Genomic DNA, 16802 nt, shown 5'->3' with positions numbered 1-16802 from the left:
TGCGTGGTCGGGAAGAGGCAGTCGCAGCCCGTCCGGCGTTCGATGACGAGGCCCGCAGGGCTGGACGGGGGGAGAGGGGCGCGGCCCCGGTCGGAAGGGGCGGCACCGTCGCGGCCCCGGCGATGACTCCACCCTGCACAGGGCACAGGGGCCAGGTCGCCCCAATTGACGCCGACCGTCAATCGACGGCGGCGATGTCAGTGGCGCGGTGCACCATGGGGACCATGAGCGTGAGCATCGACATCACCGGCCTGACACCGGACCGCATCCATGTCGTGCCCTCGCCCCTCGCCGAGCTCGGCATGGCGCTGCACGCGCTGTCGGAGCCCGGTCACCACCCGGGGCTCCAGGGCTGGGCGACAGCCGTCAGCACGCGCCTGGACCCGCGCCTCGCGGACCGCATGTGCGAGGCGGACTTCCTGTGGCGGACGACGTTCTCCGACGTCTTCGCCCCGTTCGCGGGCATCCCCGGCAAGGGCACGCTGCCCGGCGCCACCCTCGCCGAGGAGCTCGACCTGCTCGACAAGCTGACGGACGAGCAGTTCGTCGACGCGGCCCTGGAGTTCACCTGCCAGCTGGCGTACGACACCCAGCGCGCCACGGACCCGCTGAACGACCCGGAGACCCGCCGGCACGCCCTGGACCTCGCGGCCGCCCGCGGCGACCACCAGGTGCGGTTCACCAAGCGCCTGCTCGACGACCCGCCCGTGGTGCGGGCCTGGTTCCGGCAGCTCCTCGAGGACTGCGACGAGGCGTTCTTCGCGGACACCTGGTCCCGCGTGAGCCAGCAACTGGCCGCCGACGCCCGCCACAAGACCGAACTGCTGCGCCGCAAGGGACTGGACGAGGCCTTGAAGGCCATCTCCGGAGCGGTGGACCTGGACGAACAGGCCCGCAGGATCACCATCGACAAGATGGCCGTGGGCCACACCAGGACGGGCGAGGGCGGCCTGGTCCTGGTGCCCACCAGCCTCGGCTGGCCCCACCTGCTCGTCCTGCACCGGTACGGCTGGCAGTCCTCGATCACCTACCCCGTGAACTCCCCCGGCCTCGCCGCCCCCGCCTCCGTGGAGCAGCTGACCCGCCGCATGGCCGCCCTCTCCCACCCGGTCCGGATGCGCCTCTGCCGCCATCTGGCCCGGGGTTCGTACACCACGGGGGAGCTGGCCGACGCCCACGGCATGACCGCGCCGGAGATATCCCGGCACCTGAGCGTCCTGAAGAAGGCCGAGCTGATCACCACGCGCCGCCGCGGCCGGTACGTGCAGCACCAGCTGGACCTGGGCGTGGTCTCCCGGCTCGGCACCGAGTTCATCGAGGGCGTCCTGCGCTGACGGACGCGCCCCGCCGGGCGGAGGGCGTCCTGCGCTGACGGACGCGCCCCGCCGGGCGTCAGCCTCCGCCGCCGCCCGCCCGCACGAGCCCCGTCTCGTACGCGAGCACGACCACCTGCACGCGGTCGCGCAGCCCGAGCTTGGTCAGGATGCGGCCCACGTGCGTCTTCACGGTCGCCTCGGAGAGGACGAGGCGCGCCGCGATCTCGCCGTTCGACAGGCCCTGCGCGACGAGCACCATGACCTCGCGCTCGCGTTCGGTGAGCCGCTCCAGCTCCTTGTGCCGGGGCTGTCCGGTACCCGCGGGCAGCATGGGCGCGAAGCGGTCGAGCAGGCGCCGTGTCGTGGACGGCGCGACGACGGCGTCGCCGCTGTGGACGGCCCGGATCGCGGCGAGCAGCTCGGCGGGCGGCACGTCCTTGAGCATGAACCCGGACGCACCCGCCTTCAGCCCGGAGAAGGCGTACTCGTCGAGGTCGAAGGTGGTCAGGATGAGCACCTTGGGCGGGTTGTCGTCGGAGCAGATGCGCCGGGTCGTCTCCACGCCGTCCAGCTTCGGCATGCGGACGTCCATCAGGACCACGTCGACCGCGGTGGCCCGCAGCGTCTGCAACGCCTCCACGCCGTCCCCGGCCTCCGCGACGACCTCCATGTCCGGCTGCGCGGCCAGCACCATCCGGAACCCGGTGCGCAGCAGCACCTGGTCGTCGACGAGCATCACGCGGATCGACATCAAGGGGTCCCTTCATGGGGGGTTCGTCAGGACATCATCGCGGACGATGCGTGGCTGGGTGCGGGCGGGCGACGGTCGTGGCGGCCGGGGGCCGCCGGGGCGGCGGGGAGTCCACCAGTGACAGGTGTCAGTGTGCGGGTTTCAGGGGGAGCAGCGCGCTGATGCGGAATCCGCCGCCGGGACGCGGCCCGGCGTCCAGGGTGCCGCCGACCATGCCGACACGCTCCCGCATGCCGATCAGGCCGTGCCCGCTGCCGTCGGCGCCGCCGTCCTCGTACAGCTCGTGCGGGGCGCCCTTGCCGTCGTCCTCCACGAGCAGCCCGAGGCCGTCGTCGAAGTAGACGAGCCGGACGCTCGCACCGGCGTTCTCGCCGCCGTGCTTGCGGGTGTTGGTCAGCGCCTCCTGGACGATGCGGTACGCGGTGAGCTCGACGCCGCTCGGCAGCGGGCGCGGGGTGCCCTCGACCTTGAAGTCGACCGGCAGGCCCGCGCCGCGCACCTGCTCTATCAGCTCGTCGAGCTGTTCCACGTCCGGCTGCGGGACGTACTCGCCGCTCTCCTCGTGCTCGCCGGTGCGCAGTACGCCGAGGAGCCTGCGCATCTCCGCGAGGGCCTGGCGGCCGGTGCCCGAGATGGTGGCGAGGGCCTGCTTGGCCTGGTCGGGAGCCGCGTCGAGGACGTAGGCGGCGCCGTCGGCCTGCACCACCATCACCGAGACGTTGTGCGCGACCACGTCGTGCAGCTCGCGGGCGATGCGGGCGCGCTCGGCGGCGACCGCGACCTTGGCCTGCGCCTCGCGCTCCTTCTCCAGACGGTTGGCGCGCTCCTCCAGCTGGGCGAAGTAGGCCCGGCGGGTGCGGATGGAGTCACCGAGCACCCAGGCCAGGGCGAACGGCACGACCATGAAGACCATGAAGAGGATGTTGCCCCAGACGCCCGCGGTGGTCTCGGGCCAGCGCACCTGCGACAGGGGCGCCGCCGCGAGCCCGCCGACCAGGGCGAACCGCGAGGCCCAGGAGGCACCGTCCGCCGCCGCCGTGTAGATGATCACGAGCATCGCGAAGTTCGCGGGCCCCGGCTCCACATCGAAGATCATCTGTACGACACCGATGCCCGCGGTGAGGAGCAGCATCCGTTCGACCGCCCGGCGCCGCAGCGCCACCACCAGGCACAGACCGAGGACGACCGGTATCGACCCGAGCGCCGTGTCGCGGCCGTCGGACTCGGCCACGGCCACCACACCGATCCCGGAGATGCCGAGCAGGACGAACGCCCAGAAGACGTCGACTCCTGTCGGGTGTCTGCGGAGAAAGTCATAGAGGCGCTGCACGTAACCCAGCGTAGGCAACCCATCAGCCCTCCCGGGTCAACCGGAGGTCCGATCCGTAGGACCCTCTCGTACTCCCCAAGGTGGAGGCCCACATAGCCTTCGGGATGTGACGAACGAGGCAGCAGGAGCCCGCGCTGGGCAAACCGGCGCGCCGCGCGGCTGGCGGGAAGCCATGGAGAGCGCCCTGTACGGCCCCGGCGGCTTCTACCGCCGCCCCGAGGGGCCCGCGGGGCACTTCCGCACCTCCGTGCACGCCTCACCGCTGTTCGCGGCTGCCGTGGCCCGGCTCCTGTGCCGGGTCGACACCGCGCTCGGGCACCCCGGGGAGCTCGCGTTCGTGGACATGGGCGCGGGCCGCGGCGAGCTGACGGCGGGCGTCCTCGCGGCGCTGCCCGGCGAGGTGGCGGCACGCGCGCGTGCGTACGCGGTGGAGCGCGTCGAACGCCCCGAAGGGCTCGACGCCCGCATCCGGTGGTGCGCCTCGCCCCCGGCCGGTGTGACGGGCCTGCTCTTCGCCAACGAGTGGCTCGACAACGTGCCCCTCGACGTGGCCGAGCGGGCGCCCGACGGCGCGGCGCGCCGCGTCCTGGTGCACACCGACGGCACCGAGGAACTCGGCGGCCCGGTCGAGGGCCCGGACGCCGCCTGGCTGGCGCGCTGGTGGCCGCTCGGCGCCGAGCCGGGTCTGCGCGCGGAGATCGGGCGCCCCCGGGACGAGGCGTGGGCGGCGGCGGTGGCGACCCTGACGCGGGGTCTCGCGGTCGCCGTCGACTACGCGCACACCCGCGCGGCCCGGCCGCCCTTCGGCACCCTCGCGGGCTTCCGCGCGGGCCGTGCGGAGCCGCCCGTGCCGGACGGCAGCCGCGACGTCACCGCCCATGTGGCCCTCGACGCCTGCGCGCTGCCCGGGGCCCGCATCGGCACCCAGCGCGCCGCCCTGCACGCCCTCGGCGTCCACGGCGGCCGCCCGCCCCTCGCGCTCGCCTCCGGCGATCCGGCCGCCTACGTACGGGCCCTGGCCCGCGCGGGCGAGGCGGCGGAGCTGACGGCGCCGGGCGGGCTCGGGGACTTCGGCTGGCTGGCGCAGCCGGTGGAGCTCGACCTGACGGACGTACTGGACCTTGTGACCGGCCCCTGAGCGTCGCCCTACTGGGATAGCCACGCACGCCTGGGGGCGACACGCACTGCCGGAAGAGCCGCGCCCTACTTGTCGATGTCGCCGACCACGAAGAACAGCGACCCGAGGATCGCCACCATGTCGGCGACCAGCGTGCCCGGCAGCAGCTCGGCGAGCGCCTGGATGTTGTTGTACGAGGCAGAGCGCAGCTTGAGGCGGTAGGGGGTCTTCTCGCCCTTGGAGACCAGGTAGTAGCCGTTGATGCCGAGCGGGTTCTCGGTCCACGCGTACGTGTGGCCCTCCGGGGCCTTGAGGACCTTCGGCAGGCGCTGGTTGACGGGGCCCTGGGGCAGGTCGGCGAGCCGGTCGAGGCAGGCGTCGGCGAGGTCCAGGGCGTTGTGCGTCTGCTCCAGGAGGCACTCGAAGCGGGCCAGGCAGTCACCGTCCTGCCGGGTCACCACCTTCAGGACGTCGCCGAGTTCCCCGTACGCCAGGTAGGGCTCGTCGCGGCGCAGGTCGAAGTCCACTCCGGAGGCACGGGCGATGGGACCGCTCACTCCGTAGGCGTGCACCGCCTCCGCGGAGAGCACGCCCACACCGCGGGTGCGGCCCCGGAAGATCTCATTGCCGAGCACGAGCCTGTCGTACACGTCCATGCGCGAACGCACCGCGGCCACGGCGAGGCGCGCGCGTCCCGTCCAGCCCGCGGGCAGGTCCTCCTTGAGGCCGCCGACACGGTTGAACATGTAGTGCATGCGGCCGCCGGAGACCTCCTCCATGACGGTTTGCAGTTCCTCGCGCTCCCGGAAGGCGTGGAACACCGGGGTGATGCCGCCGAGCTCCAGCGGGTACGAGCCCAGGAACATCAGGTGGTTGAGGGTCCGGTTCAGCTCGGCGAGGAGGGTGCGCGTCCACACCGCGCGCACGGGCACCTCCATGCCGAGCATCCGCTCCACGCCGAGGACGACGCCCAGCTCGTTCGAGAACGCCGACAGCCAGTCGTGGCGGTTGGCCAGCATCACGATCTGGCGGTAGTCGCGGGCCTCGAAGAGCTTCTCCGCGCCGCGGTGCATATAGCCGATCACGGGCTCGGCCCGCTCGATCCGCTCGCCGTCGAGGACCAGGCGCAGCCGCAGCACACCGTGCGTGGACGGGTGCTGGGGGCCGATGTTCAGCACCATGTCGGTGCTCTCCGCGGCGCCGCCGATGCCGAAGGTGGTCTCGGCGGGACCGGTCGTCCGCGGCGGCCGCGTCGTGGGCGTGTGCTCCGTCGTGGGGCTCATGCCCCCAGTCTGTCGTACGCGTGCGGACACGCCGGTGTCAGATGGCGTACGTACGCTTGGGGCATGGAGACGGGGACGGCGGCGGGGCCAGAGAAATCCACGGGGGCCACGGGAGGTGACGGCGTGCCGCCCGGGTGGACCGGGCTGCCGCGCGGGGTGCTGACGATGCGCCGGATGCTGCTGGTGGTGTGGCTGGTTCCGGTCGCGGTGGCGCTCGGCGTGCTGCTCGGGCTGTTCGCGGGCCCGGCGTGGGCCGCCTTCGGGGCGCTGCCGCTGGCGCTCGCGGCCTGGGGCTGGACGATGCTGGGGCGCAACTGGCGCTCGTGGCGGTACGCGGAGCGGGCCGACGACCTCCTCATCAGCCGGGGCGTGCTGTGGCGTGAGGAGACCGTCGTGCCGTACGGCAGGATGCAGCTCGTCGAGGTCACATCCGGCCCCCTTGAGCGGTACTTCGGCCTGGCAGGCGTCCAGCTGCACACGGCCGCGGCCGCCACGGACGCCCGCATCCCCGGCCTCGTCCCCAGCGAGGCCGAGCGGCTGCGCGACCGCCTGACGGAGCTCGGCGAGGCCCGATCGGCGGGGCTGTGAGGGAGCCCGCTGAGCCTGCCGGGGCGGGTGGGACGGGGATGACCGGTGAGACGGGCTCGACCGGTGAGACCGGTGAGACGAGCTTGACCAGCGAGACGGGCGAGACGGGTGTGACCCGTGAGACCGGCCCGGGGAGCCCTGACGACGCCCCGGCCCACGGTGGCTGCGCCCCGCCCCCCGGCGGCCTCGGGGAGCGGCGGCTGCACCCCGTCACCCCGCTGCGCCGCGCCTGGGCGCCCGTCGCGATCCTCGTCGGCCTGGCCTTCCACGACCCGGACGGCACCCAGCGCCGCCTGTCCGAGCTGACCGCGCTCACCCTCGCCGCAGGCGTCCTCGTCGTGATCGTCGGCGGCGCCCTGTACGGCTTCCTGAGCTGGTGGTTCACCCACTTCGCCGTCACGGAGACGGAACTGCGGATCCGTACGGGGCTGCTGTTCCGGCGCACCGCGCACATCCGGCTCGACCGGCTCCAGGCCGTCGACGTCACCCAGCCGCTCGCCGCCCGCATCGTGGGTGTCGCCAAGCTCAAGCTGGACGTCGTCGGCACGGAGAAGAAGGACGAGCTGGCCTACCTCGGCGAGAGGGACGCCGCCGCGCTGCGCGCCGAACTGCTCGCGCGCGCCGCCGGGTTCGCCCCCGAGACCGCGCGGGACGTCGGCGAGGCGCCGGCCCGCAACCTGCTGCACGTGCAGCCGCGCCTGCTCGCCGTGTCCCTGCTGCTCACCGGCGCCCCCTGGGTGCTCCTGGTGGCCGCGCTCGTCGTACCGACGGTGCTCTGGCTGATCACGCACAACGCGTGGACGGTCATCGCGACCGCCCTGCCCATGCTGGGCGGCGCATTCGCGAGCAGCGTGGGCCGCTTCGTCGCGGAGTACGACTGGCGGGTGGGCGAGTCCCCCGACGGCCTGCGCATCGACCACGGGCTCCTGGACAAGGCGCACGAGACGGTGCCACCGGGGCGGGTGCAGACCGTGCGGATCGTCGAGCCGCTGCTGTGGCGGCGCTTCGGCTGGGTACGGGTCGAGCTGGACGTGGCGGGGTCGTCGAACAGCGTCCTGGTGCCGGTCGCCCCGCGGCCGGTCGCCGAGTCCGTGATCTCGCAGGTGCTGCCAGGGGTGCGGGTCCCCGCCGCCGCCGAGCTCTCGCCGCCGCCGTCGCGGGCGGCCTGGTGCGTGCCCGTGTGGTGGCACGGGTACGGGCTCGCGGTCACCGACGCCGTGTTCGCCGCGCGGCACGGCCTGCTGCGGCGGCGGCTCTCGCTGGTGCCGCACGCGAAGGTGCAGAGCGTGCGGCTCGGGCAGGGGCCCTGGCAGCGGTTCAAGGGCGTGGCCGACGTGCGGGTGGACACGGGGGCTGGCAGGACGGTGACCGCGCGGCTCCGGCCCGCCGCCGAGGCGGCCGAGCTGCTCCACGGCCAGGCCGAGCGGTCCCGGACGGGGCGCAGGGAGGCGCGGCCCGACCGGTGGATGGCCTGAGCCCGGGGCCGCCCGCGGGGGCGGACCGTGCCCACCCGTTCCGCCCCTGGCCGAGCCACTCGCCCCCAGCGGGGCGGAGGCGGGAGCACAGGGCCGGGGGAAACCGCGGGCAGCCGTCCGGTCAGGGTGCGCGGAGTGTGCTGCGCGTGTGCGTTACGCGCGCAGCGCCGTGCGCAGGCCCTCCATGTCGATCTGTTCCGTCTCGTCGTGCGCCGTCAGGTCGATGACCTGGCCCACGCCACGCTCCGCGTCCGTCGCGGCGTCCGACGGCTTGAACTCGGCCTCGGCCTCCGCCTTGTGCACCGCGAGGGCCTCCTCGCCCACGACGTCGGCGAGGTCCTCGTTCTGTACGGTGTCCAGCGCGGCCGGCACCGGGCTCTTCGCGGACGTGCTCTTCGTACCGAAGAAGTCGAAACCGCCCTCCCCCGGCAGCCGCCGCCCCCGCGCGGGCGGCACCACGGCCGCAGCGGCGGGAACGGTGAAGTGGCCCCCGGCCGCACGCTCGTGACCGCGGACGCGGCCCTCGCCGTGGCCGTGGCCGTGGACCGGCTCGTCGGCGGTCCCGGGCGCCGCCGCGAGGGCGGAAGCGCCGGTGGTGTGGTCCGGGTGGACCGGGTCACCGGGCTCGTCGGCGTCGCCGGAACCCGAGCCGGAACCGGAGCCTGAGCCCGCGCCGGAACCCGGGCCGGAGCCCGCGCCGGAACCGGAACCCGCGCCCGAGGCGTCGGCCTCGGCGCCGGGGCCGACCTCGGTGCCGTTGACAGCCGCCGTGGGCCGCGTGGCCGAGACGCCGGGCCGTGCCAGGCGGTCGAGCGCGACGTTGGCGCGCCCGTACAGCGAAGGACTGGGGCTCGCGCCCGGCGGCCGGGTCGCCCCCCGGGCCCCGGCGCCCGGAACGGAACCGGCGGAATCACCCACCGCCGCACCCGGCCCCACGCGCTCGGCGGACCCCATGCGCTCGGCGGACCCGGCCGACTCACCCGACCCGGCCGACTCACCCGACCCCGCCGACGCACCCGACCCCACAGGCCCGGACGACTCCACCGACCCGGTGGGAACTCCCACCGACCCGGTGGGAACTCCCACCGATCCGGTGGAAACTTCCGCCGACTCTCCGTCAGCCGCTTCCTCCAGCGCAGCCGTTCCCGCACCGAAGGGCGCGTCCTGCGCGGCGGGCGCCCCCGCGGGCAGCGCCGCCCGCGTGGGCGTCGACGCCTCGAGGGCGAGGAGCCTGCGCCGTTCGAGCGCGCTGGCCCGCTCGGTCTCCGCCGTCGCGTACCGCCGCAGCAGCGCCGCGTGTTCGTTGCGCAGCGCCGCGAGCTCGGTCCGCTTGGAGCGCAGCTTGGCCTCCAGCTTGGTCCGCAGCTCCCGGGACTCCTCGAGGTCGGACTCGGCCTCGGCTATCCGCTCCTCGTAGCGCCACTCGTCACCGGCGCGGGCGCGGCTGAGCTCCGCGACCCGCTTGCCCGCCGCGCGGTCCCACTGACGCATGACGACCGAGCCCACGACGGCGCTCGCCGCCGCGGCGGCGGCGAGTCCGCGCAGCACGACGGGTTCCGCGAACATCCAGGCGCCGCCGGCGCAGACGAGGGAGAAGCCTGCGACCGCCGACGGAGGAAGCAGCCTGTGCAGTGGGGGGGAATGGCGGTGACGTCCACGTGGCATGGCCAGAAACTTACCGCGCGTAGGCGAAGTCTGGTGCCTCGCCCGCCAAATTCCCGGTGCCCCCACCACAACTCCCCACCCGAGTGAGCCACTTCCTCCACGAGGGTTCACGTCGTCCCCTCCCCCGCTCCCCCGGGATTCCGCAACCCGGGCCGGCCGCGGGGCCTACTTCTTGATCAGGCCCTTCGACTCCAGATACTCCTTGGCGACATCCGCTTCCTTCTGGCGCTCCTCGTCGACCTTGCGGTTCAGTTCGATGAGATCGTCCGTCGTCAGCGCCTTGGTGACCTTGGCGAGGGCGGCGGCCACCTTCTTGTCACCGGCCTCCTTGGCGTTCACGACCGGGAGGATGTTGTCGGCGTTCTGGAGCTTCTTGTCGTCCTCCAGGATCACGAGGCCGAAGTTCTTGAGCGTCGCGTCCGTGGTGGTCGTCAGGACCAACTGGTCCGTGCCGTTCTTCACGGCCTGCTTCGACTGCGTGGTGCCGACGCCCTTGGGGTCGATTCCGGTGACGTCGATGCCGTACTTCTTCTTCAGGCCCGGTGCGCAGAACGGCCGGGTCTCGCATTCGTCGCCGGCCGCGACACGGACCTTCTCGCCGGACTTTCCAAGATCGGAAAGCGTCTTGAGCTTGTGTTCCTTCGCGTATTCGCTGGTCACGGCGAACGCGTTCTGGTCCACGGCCGCACCGGCGGGGAGTGCCTTGAGGCCGCGCGGCTCGGCGAGTTCGGTGAGTTCACCGTACGTCGCGTCGATATCGCTGGAGGCCACCGGCTTCGCGTCGGCGCCGTTCTTCTTCAGGTTGAGGAATTCGGTGAGCGTGGCCGCGTATTCCGGGGCGACGTCGATGGTGCCCTTCTTCAGCTCGGGCTCGTACACCTCGCGGTTCTGCACGGTCTTGACCGAGGCGTCGTAGCCGGCGTCCCGCAGGACGCCCGCGTACAGCTCGGCGAGGACCTTCTGCTCGGTGAACCGCGCCGAGCCCACCACGAGCTTGCCCTTGCCGCCGCCTTCGGACCCCTTGTCGTCCTCCAGGCTGTCCCCGCCGCACGCGGAGAGCCCCGCGGTCAGCGCAACGACGGCTGTTGCCGCCCCTGCCATCCGTCGTGCGCGACGCGTCCTGCTGTTCATCGGTGAACCACCATTTCGGGAACCATGTCGAGAACTGTTTCGAGAGTTTTCGCTGCGAGCGTGGGGAAGGTCCGGCCGGCTCAGTCGCTCACCCGGGACCGCCCCCGCATCGGATCGAGAAGCCGCCCCGCGAGGACGAGGACGCCCTCCACGAGCAGCGCGAGCAGCGCCACCAGGAAGGCGCCCGCGACGACCTGCGGGGTGTTCTGGAGGTTGAACCCGGCCGTGATGATCCGTCCGAGGCCGCCCTCACCGGCCATCGCGGCGAGCGTCGCCGTGGCCACCACCTGCACCGCGGCCGACCGGATCCCGGTCATGACCATCGGGTACGCGAGCGGCAGCTCGACCCGGGCGAACAGCTGACGTCCGCTCATGCCCATGCCGCGCGCGGCCTCCACCACCGAGCGGTCCACCTCGCGCATGCCGATGTAGGCGTTGGTCAGCAGGGGCGGCACGGCGAACAGGACGAGGGCGATCAGCGTGGGCACGTCCCCGTGCTCGCCGAGCGGGGTGAGCGTGAGCAGGATCAGGACGGCCAGCGTGGGCACCGCGCGGCCGACATTGGAGATATTGACCGCGAGCGCGCCGCCCTTGCCGATGTGGCCGAGCAGCAGCGCGACGGGCAGCGCGATCAGGCAGGCCGCGGCGAGGCACACGCCGCTGAAGTACAGATGCTCGGCGAGCCGGTGCCACACCCCCTTCTCACCCTGCCAGTTGGCGGACGTGGTCAGCCATTCGTAGGCACCGGATATCGCGTTCATACGGGCTCAGCCACCTTGGCCACGCTGTTGGCCGCACCCGCCTTGCGCGAGAAGCGGCCCGGTCGTATTCGATGGGCTCGCGTCCAGGGCGTGAGCAGCCGCTGGAGGGCGAGAAGCAGCAGGTCGGCGGCGATGGCGAGGACGACGCACAGCACGGAGGCGGTGAGCACCTGCGCCTTGAACTGGGTGTCGAGGCCGTCGAGGATCAGGGTGCCGAGGCCGCCGTGGTCGACGATCGCGCCGACGGTGGTGAGGGCCACGGTGGACACCGTCGTGATGCGCACACCGGCGAGCAGGGCGGGCAGCGCGAGCGGCAGTTCCACTTCCCACAGGAGCCGCAGCGGGCCGTACCCCATGCCCTTGGCGGCCTCTCTGGCGTCCTCGGGGACCGCCTGGAGGCCCGCGAGGATGTTCCGCACCAGGATGGTCAGCGAATACAGCACGAGGCCCGTGACGACCAGGGTGGCGGAGAGGCCGAAGAAGGGGAGCAGGAGCGAGAACATCGCGAGCGAGGGGATCGAGTACAGCACCGTGGTCACGCCGAGGAGGGGGGCGGCGAGGAAGCGCCAGCGCCGCGCGACGAGCGCGAGGGGCAGCGCGACCGCCACGCCTATCAGCACGGACGTGCCCGTGATCGCCACATGCTCCAGCGTCGCGTCGGTCAGTTCCTGGCTGCGCGAGCGGATGTACTCACCGCAGATCCAGTCGTTCGCCACCAGGCAGTCCCGCTTGCCCACCCGCCCCGCCTCCCCCGAAACCCCGTCGCCATGCAGGACACGTACCGAAACCCACATGTCCGTCCGACTGGCGACCCTAACCCCGAGCACTGACAATCTCCGATACGCGGGGGCCCTCTTCGTACGGGCGCAACACCGTCTTCACAGAACACGCGCCACAATGGGGAATCATGATCCGGTTCGAGAACGTGACCAAGCGGTACGCGGACGGTACGACAGCCGTCGACGACCTGTCCTTCGAGGTGGCGGAGGGTGAACTGGTCACGCTCGTGGGCCCGTCGGGCTGCGGCAAGACCACGACGATGAAAATGGTGAACCGGCTCATCGAGCCGACCGAGGGACGGATATTCCTCGACGGCGAGGACATATCCGGAATCGACCCCGTCCGACTCCGCCGCCGAATCGGCTATGTCATCCAGCAGGTCGGCCTCTTCCCGCACAAGACGGTCCTGGACAACACCGCGACCGTCCCGCACCTGCTCGGTGTGAAGCGCGCGAAGGCCCGCGAGCGCGCCGCCGAGCTCCTGGACCTCGTCGGCCTCGACCCCGCGACGTTCGGCGACCGCTATCCCGAGCAGCTCTCCGGGGGCCAGCGCCAACGCGTCGGCGTGGCCAGGGCGCTGGCGGCCGATCCGCCCGTCCTGCTGATGGACGAGCCGTTCGGAGCGGTCGACCCCGTGGTGCGCGAGCATTTGCAGAACGAGTTCCTCCGCTTGCAGCAGGCCGTCCGCAAGACCGTGTTGTTCGTCACACACGACATCGAGGAGGCCGTCCGCCTCGGTGACCGCATCGCGGTCTACGGGCAGGGCCGCGTCGAGCAGTTCGACACCCCCTCCACCGTCCTCGGCGCGCCCGCCACCGAGTACGTCGCCGACTTCGTGGGCGCGGACCGGGGATTGAAGCGGCTCTCCGTGACGCCCATCGAGGAGGGCGACCTGGAGCAGCCGCCGGTGGTGCACCTGGACGACCCGCTGCCCAAGGACCTCCAAGGGGCAAGCGCCCGCTGGGCCGTCGTCCTGGACGGCGAGAACAACCTGCACGGCTGGATCTCCGCCGAGCACGCGCGCGAGGGCACCGGCACGGTGCGCGAGCACGCCCGCCGCATGGAGGCGTGGCTGCCGGTCGGCGCCAGCCTGAAGCAGGCGTTCTCGACGATGCTCCAGCACGACGCGGGCTGGATCGCGGTCATCGACGAGCGCAGCGAGGGCCGCTTCCTCGGCGTCCTGACCCCGGCCCGGCTGCACGAGGCGCTGCGCCGCTCGACGGCGGCCGACGCGCGGGACATCGCGCGCGAGGACGTCGACCTGGAGACGGTGGCGTCGGTGGCCGGGGCGTGACCGCCGCCCCGTACCGGGCTCAGCGCACGTCCCAGGGGCTCAGCGCACGTCCGAGCCGCCGGTCAGCCGCCCGCTCATCCACACCAGGGACGCCGGGATCTCGCGCCGCCAGGTGTTGAAGTTGTGGCCGCCGCTGTCGAGGGTGATCGACGAGACCCGGGTGGGGGACTTGACCTTCTCGATGAACTTCTTGGTGTCCTTGTAGTTGCCCTCGCCCTTCCTGCTGGTCGTGACGAGCAGGGAGGTCTTGGGCGGCGGCATGTGGTCGAGGTACCAGAGCAGGTTCGCGCGGCGTTCCCGCTCCTTGTCGCCGTGGAAGAGGTTGCCGGTCGTCACGTCCTGCGCGGCCTTGTAGTAGGCCGAGAGGCCGACGGCGGCGCCGTACGCGCGGGGGTGGTGCATGGCGATCTTCAGGGCGCAGTAGCCGCCGGTGGAGTCGCCGATGATGCCCCAGCTGTCGGCCTTCCTCGCGACGCGGTAGTGGTCGCTGACGGCGCCGGGGAGGTCCTTGGCGAAGAACGTCTCGGACTGCGGGCCGCCGGGGATGTCCACGCACTCGGTGTCCCTGGGCGGCGCCACCGTGGGCCGCAGCATGACCAGGATCATCGGCTGCATCTTGCCGTCCTTGGTCTGCTTGTGGGCGGTCTGCGGGTAGTGCAGGCCCTTGATGAGCGCCTCGGCGGTGCCGGGGTAGCCGGTCAGGACGGCGGCCGCGGGGAAGGTGCGGTGCTTGAACTGCGGCTGGAAGTACTCGGGCGGCAGGTACACGTAGGCAGGGCTGGCGATCCTGGAGTTGCGGCCCTGGATGTCGATCTTCTGGATCTGTCCGCCGAGCCGCGGGATGCCGCCTCCGGGTACGTCGACGGACTGGGTGTCGACGACCCGGACCGGGCCCTTCTCGCCCTTCATGGCGTCGTGGTCGACGACCACGCCCTGCGCCGTCTCCTGGCCGAAGAGGTCGGCCCAGGTGGCGTAGAAGCCGAACGCCTGGTTGGCCGCGAGGCCGACCGACGCGAAGATCGCGAGCTGTGTGGCGAGCAGCAGCCCGACGCGCCCGCTGACCGCCCGCCAGCTGCGGCGGGCCAGGCGCGGCCACAGCCAGACCGTGCCGATGAACAGCAGCACGGCCAGCACTACGGCAAGTGCCAGCACCTTGTTGCTCGTGAGACCCATGGGGTGATCCTGCCTGTGCTTTCTGCCTGTCCGCCCCTCGATGGCCGGCGCGGAGGGCGGAATCCCGGGATGCGGCCCGAGCCATACTTTCCGCCAGCTTTCCACCGGTTTTTCGGAGGGGAGTGAACCCCTCTCCCCGAAGGACCGTCCTAGAGGGCGCAATATCACCGGATGCCACCTTTGGCACCGTGATCAAAGCTCTCTCGCAGAACTACGGGATGCGATGTCTGTCAGGATAGATGGCGAAATATCGGGTGCGGTTCCAGGAGGCCAGGGCAGCGGCGACGGCCGGCTGCGCCGGATCCTGCGCGGCCCCCGCCCCGAGGCCGTCCCGGTCCTCGCCGCCAGAATCTGCGCCCTCGTGGGCCTCCTGAACGTCGCGGCGGCCGTCTTCCCGCGCTTCCGGCACAGCCGCCTGCACACCTTCGCCGAAGTCCTGCCGGGCGCGCTCGGCCCCTTCGCCGCCGCCCTCGCGCTGAGCTGCGGCGTCCTGCTGCTCCTGCTCGCGCACGGGCTGCGGCGGCACAAGCGGCGCGCCTGGCGGGCCGCGGTGGTGCTGCTGCCCGCGGGCGCGGTGGCGCAGTTCGCGTACCGCCACTCGTTCATCGGCGCCGCGATCTCGCTGGGGCTCCTGGCCCTGCTGCTGCGGCACCGCACCGAGTTCGCCGCGCTGCCGGACCCGCGCAGCCGCTGGCGGGCACTGGCCAACTTCGTTCTCCTCGGGGCCGGTTCCATCGCGCTCGGCCTCGTCATCGTCAGCGTGCACCCGGACAAGGTCGTCGGCGACCCGGGCCTCACCGACCGCCTCGCGCACGTCCTGTACGGCCTGTTCGGCTTCGAGGGGCCCGTCGGCTACACCGGCCGCACCTCCTGGACGGTCGGCGTCTCCCTCGGCACCCTCGGCATGCTGACCGCGCTCACCACCATCTACCTGGCCTTCCGCCCCGAGCACCCGGCCGCACGCCTCACCGAGGACGACGAGAGCCGACTGCGCGAGCTGCTCGCACGGCACGGCGGCCGCGACTCCCTCGGCCACTTCGCGCTCCGCCGCGACAAGGGCGTCGTCTTCTCCCCCAGCGGCAAGGCCGCCGTCACCTACCGCGTGGTGTCCGGCGTGATGCTCGCTTCGGGCGACCCCGTCGGCGACGTGGAGGCCTGGCCCGGCGCCATCGAGCGCTTCATGGACGAGGCCAAGGCGCACTCCTGGACCCCGGCCGTCATGGGCTGCTCCGAGACCGGCGGTGAGGTCTGGACCCGCGAGACCGGCCTCGACGCCCTGGAGCTCGGCGACGAGGCGGTGGTGGATGTCGCGGATTTCTCCCTGTCCGGGCGCGCGATGCGCAACGTGCGCCAGATGGTCAAGCGGATCGAGCGCAATGGCTACGAGACGCGCGTGCGGCGCATCCGTGACCTCGGGGAGAAGGAGCTCGACCGCATCCAGCGCGCCGCCGAGGACTGGCGCGGCACCGACACCGAGCGCGGCTTCTCCATGGCGCTCGGCCGCATCGGCGACCCGGACGACGGCGACTGCCTGATCGCGACGGCCCACAAGGCCGACGAGAAGGCCGGTCCCTACGGCGACTTGAAGGCCGTACTGCACTTCGTGCCGTGGGGGCGGGACGGTGTCTCGCTCGACCTGATGCGCCGCGACAGGTCGGCCGACCCGGGGATGAACGAACTCCTCATCGTCGCCGCGCTGCAAGCCGCGCCGAAGCTCGGCATCACCCGCGTGTCGCTGAACTTCGCGATGTTCCGCGCGGCGCTCGCCCGCGGCGAGAAGCTGGGCGCGGGCCCGGTCCTGCGCGCCTGGCGCGGGCTCCTGGTGTTCCTCTCGCGCTGGTTCCAGATCGAGTCGCTGTACAAGTTCAACGCGAAGTTCCGGCCGCGCTGGGAGCCCCGCTTCGTGGTTTACCGCTCGAGCCGCGACCTGCCGCGGATCGGTTTCGCCGCGATGCAGGCGGAAGGCTTCGTCACGTTCGCGCTGCCGCGTTTCCTGCGCCGCGCCACCGCGCAGCGCCGCCCCTGCCCGCACCGGTCGGCGCACACCGCCGAGCGTGAGGTCCGCGCGGCGTAGCGGCAGCCCGCGCGGGCCTAGGCTTGAGGCATGAGTACGTTGCGCGGGGACAGCGAGGACGGGC

14 protein-coding genes are annotated in these 16802 nt (G+C 72.4%); 6 read left to right on the top strand and 8 right to left on the bottom strand.

Annotation, left to right across the window (positions count from 1 at the left end):
* The first annotated feature begins 224 nt into the window (after nucleotides 1-224).
* A complete protein-coding gene (locus ACH4DX_RS32920; RefSeq protein ID WP_398123570.1) occupies nucleotides 225-1334 on the top strand; it encodes a DUF5937 family protein in 1110 nt (369 codons plus the stop codon).
* 58 nt (nucleotides 1335-1392) lie between these two features.
* Here the strand turns inward: ACH4DX_RS32920 and ACH4DX_RS32915 are convergent, their stop codons facing one another.
* Both ACH4DX_RS32915 and ACH4DX_RS32910 read right to left on the bottom strand, forming a co-directional pair.
* Nucleotides 1393-2067 (bottom strand): response regulator, encoded by a 675-nt coding sequence (locus ACH4DX_RS32915; RefSeq protein WP_398123571.1) that lies wholly within the window; start codon nucleotides 2065-2067, stop codon nucleotides 1393-1395.
* 127 nt (nucleotides 2068-2194) lie between these two features.
* Entirely contained in the window at nucleotides 2195-3397 is a 1203-nt protein-coding gene (locus ACH4DX_RS32910; protein ID WP_398157770.1) for a sensor histidine kinase, read from the bottom strand.
* Between the two features lie 172 nt (nucleotides 3398-3569).
* On the opposite strand from ACH4DX_RS32910, the gene ACH4DX_RS32905 reads away from it, so the two are divergent.
* Complete coding sequence (locus ACH4DX_RS32905; RefSeq protein ID WP_398157791.1) at nucleotides 3570-4535, top strand: SAM-dependent methyltransferase; 966 nt, start codon at nucleotides 3570-3572, stop codon at nucleotides 4533-4535.
* Nucleotides 4536-4600: 65 nt separating this feature from the next.
* On the opposite strand, the gene ACH4DX_RS32900 is transcribed toward ACH4DX_RS32905, so the two are convergent.
* Nucleotides 4601-5797 carry an NADH-quinone oxidoreductase subunit D gene (locus ACH4DX_RS32900; RefSeq protein WP_398123573.1) on the bottom strand — a complete coding sequence of 399 codons (1197 nt, stop codon included), beginning with the start codon at nucleotides 5795-5797 and terminating at the stop codon, nucleotides 4601-4603.
* Nucleotides 5798-5860: 63 nt separating this feature from the next.
* Here ACH4DX_RS32900 and ACH4DX_RS32895 point away from each other — a divergent pair, with 63 nt between their 5' ends.
* Together ACH4DX_RS32895 and ACH4DX_RS32890 are read left to right on the top strand one after the other, a co-directional pair.
* Entirely contained in the window at nucleotides 5861-6385 is a 525-nt protein-coding gene (locus tag ACH4DX_RS32895; protein WP_398123574.1) for a PH domain-containing protein, read from the top strand.
* A 38-nt stretch (nucleotides 6386-6423) separates the two neighbouring features.
* Nucleotides 6424-7860 (top strand): PH domain-containing protein, encoded by a 1437-nt coding sequence (locus tag ACH4DX_RS32890; RefSeq protein ID WP_398157769.1) that lies wholly within the window; start codon nucleotides 6424-6426, stop codon nucleotides 7858-7860.
* A 153-nt stretch (nucleotides 7861-8013) separates the two neighbouring features.
* Here the strand turns inward: ACH4DX_RS32890 and ACH4DX_RS32885 are convergent, their stop codons facing one another.
* The 4 genes from ACH4DX_RS32885 to ACH4DX_RS32870 form a co-directional block, all read right to left on the bottom strand.
* Nucleotides 8014-9525: a coiled-coil domain-containing protein gene (locus ACH4DX_RS32885; RefSeq protein ID WP_398157768.1), complete on the bottom strand. Its 1512-nt coding sequence runs from the start codon at nucleotides 9523-9525 to the stop codon at nucleotides 8014-8016.
* Nucleotides 9526-9690: 165 nt separating this feature from the next.
* Complete coding sequence (locus ACH4DX_RS32880) at nucleotides 9691-10656, bottom strand: ABC transporter substrate-binding protein (RefSeq protein ID WP_398157767.1); 966 nt, start codon at nucleotides 10654-10656, stop codon at nucleotides 9691-9693.
* Nucleotides 10657-10736: 80 nt separating this feature from the next.
* Complete coding sequence (locus ACH4DX_RS32875) at nucleotides 10737-11417, bottom strand: ABC transporter permease (RefSeq protein WP_398123578.1); 681 nt, start codon at nucleotides 11415-11417, stop codon at nucleotides 10737-10739.
* Entirely contained in the window at nucleotides 11414-12154 is a 741-nt protein-coding gene (locus tag ACH4DX_RS32870; protein WP_398157766.1) for an ABC transporter permease, read from the bottom strand. Before ACH4DX_RS32870 ends, ACH4DX_RS32875 begins: the two co-directional genes overlap by 4 nt.
* 170 nt (nucleotides 12155-12324) lie before the next feature.
* On the opposite strand from ACH4DX_RS32870, the gene ACH4DX_RS32865 reads away from it, so the two are divergent.
* Nucleotides 12325-13491 (top strand): ABC transporter ATP-binding protein, encoded by a 1167-nt coding sequence (locus ACH4DX_RS32865; protein WP_398157765.1) that lies wholly within the window; start codon nucleotides 12325-12327, stop codon nucleotides 13489-13491.
* Between the two features lie 39 nt (nucleotides 13492-13530).
* On the opposite strand, the gene ACH4DX_RS32860 is transcribed toward ACH4DX_RS32865, so the two are convergent.
* The gene (locus ACH4DX_RS32860) at nucleotides 13531-14664 is read right to left on the bottom strand and encodes an alpha/beta hydrolase (RefSeq protein ID WP_398157764.1); all 1134 of its coding nucleotides are present in this window, start codon (nucleotides 14662-14664) and stop codon (nucleotides 13531-13533) included.
* Between the two features lie 223 nt (nucleotides 14665-14887).
* Between ACH4DX_RS32860 and ACH4DX_RS32855 the strand changes: the two genes are divergently transcribed.
* On the top strand, nucleotides 14888-16738 hold the full coding sequence (locus ACH4DX_RS32855; protein ID WP_398157763.1) for a phosphatidylglycerol lysyltransferase domain-containing protein: 1851 nt from the start codon (nucleotides 14888-14890) through the stop codon (nucleotides 16736-16738).
* Nucleotides 16739-16802: the final 64 nt, after the last annotated feature.

The sequence above is a fragment of the Streptomyces sp. NPDC017940 genome, from assembly GCF_044328435.1.
GTDB lineage: Bacteria > Actinomycetota > Actinomycetes > Streptomycetales > Streptomycetaceae > Streptomyces.
Note: the sequence above shows the minus strand (reverse complement) of the source record. Positions and strands in the feature narration are given on the sequence as shown.

What these genes read in the sequence shown, in the direction of transcription:
- ACH4DX_RS32875 (WP_398123578.1), bottom strand. Translation starts at nt 11,417, where the DNA reads ATGAACGCGATATCCGGTGCCTACGAATGGCTGACCACGTCCGCCAAC.
- ACH4DX_RS32865 (WP_398157765.1), top strand. Translation starts at nt 12,325, where the DNA reads ATGATCCGGTTCGAGAACGTGACCAAGCGGTACGCGGACGGTACGACA.
- ACH4DX_RS32915 (WP_398123571.1), bottom strand. Translation starts at nt 2,067, where the DNA reads ATGTCGATCCGCGTGATGCTCGTCGACGACCAGGTGCTGCTGCGCACC.
- ACH4DX_RS32880 (WP_398157767.1), bottom strand. Translation starts at nt 10,656, where the DNA reads ATGAACAGCAGGACGCGTCGCGCACGACGGATGGCAGGGGCGGCAACA.
- ACH4DX_RS32885 (WP_398157768.1), bottom strand. Translation starts at nt 9,525, where the DNA reads ATGCCACGTGGACGTCACCGCCATTCCCCCCCACTGCACAGGCTGCTT.
- ACH4DX_RS32900 (WP_398123573.1), bottom strand. Translation starts at nt 5,797, where the DNA reads ATGAGCCCCACGACGGAGCACACGCCCACGACGCGGCCGCCGCGGACG.
- ACH4DX_RS32895 (WP_398123574.1), top strand. Translation starts at nt 5,861, where the DNA reads ATGGAGACGGGGACGGCGGCGGGGCCAGAGAAATCCACGGGGGCCACG.
- ACH4DX_RS32920 (WP_398123570.1), top strand. Translation starts at nt 225, where the DNA reads ATGAGCGTGAGCATCGACATCACCGGCCTGACACCGGACCGCATCCAT.
- ACH4DX_RS32855 (WP_398157763.1), top strand. Translation starts at nt 14,888, where the DNA reads ATGTCTGTCAGGATAGATGGCGAAATATCGGGTGCGGTTCCAGGAGGC.
- ACH4DX_RS32890 (WP_398157769.1), top strand. Translation starts at nt 6,424, where the DNA reads ATGACCGGTGAGACGGGCTCGACCGGTGAGACCGGTGAGACGAGCTTG.
- ACH4DX_RS32860 (WP_398157764.1), bottom strand. Translation starts at nt 14,664, where the DNA reads ATGGGTCTCACGAGCAACAAGGTGCTGGCACTTGCCGTAGTGCTGGCC.
- ACH4DX_RS32905 (WP_398157791.1), top strand. Translation starts at nt 3,570, where the DNA reads ATGGAGAGCGCCCTGTACGGCCCCGGCGGCTTCTACCGCCGCCCCGAG.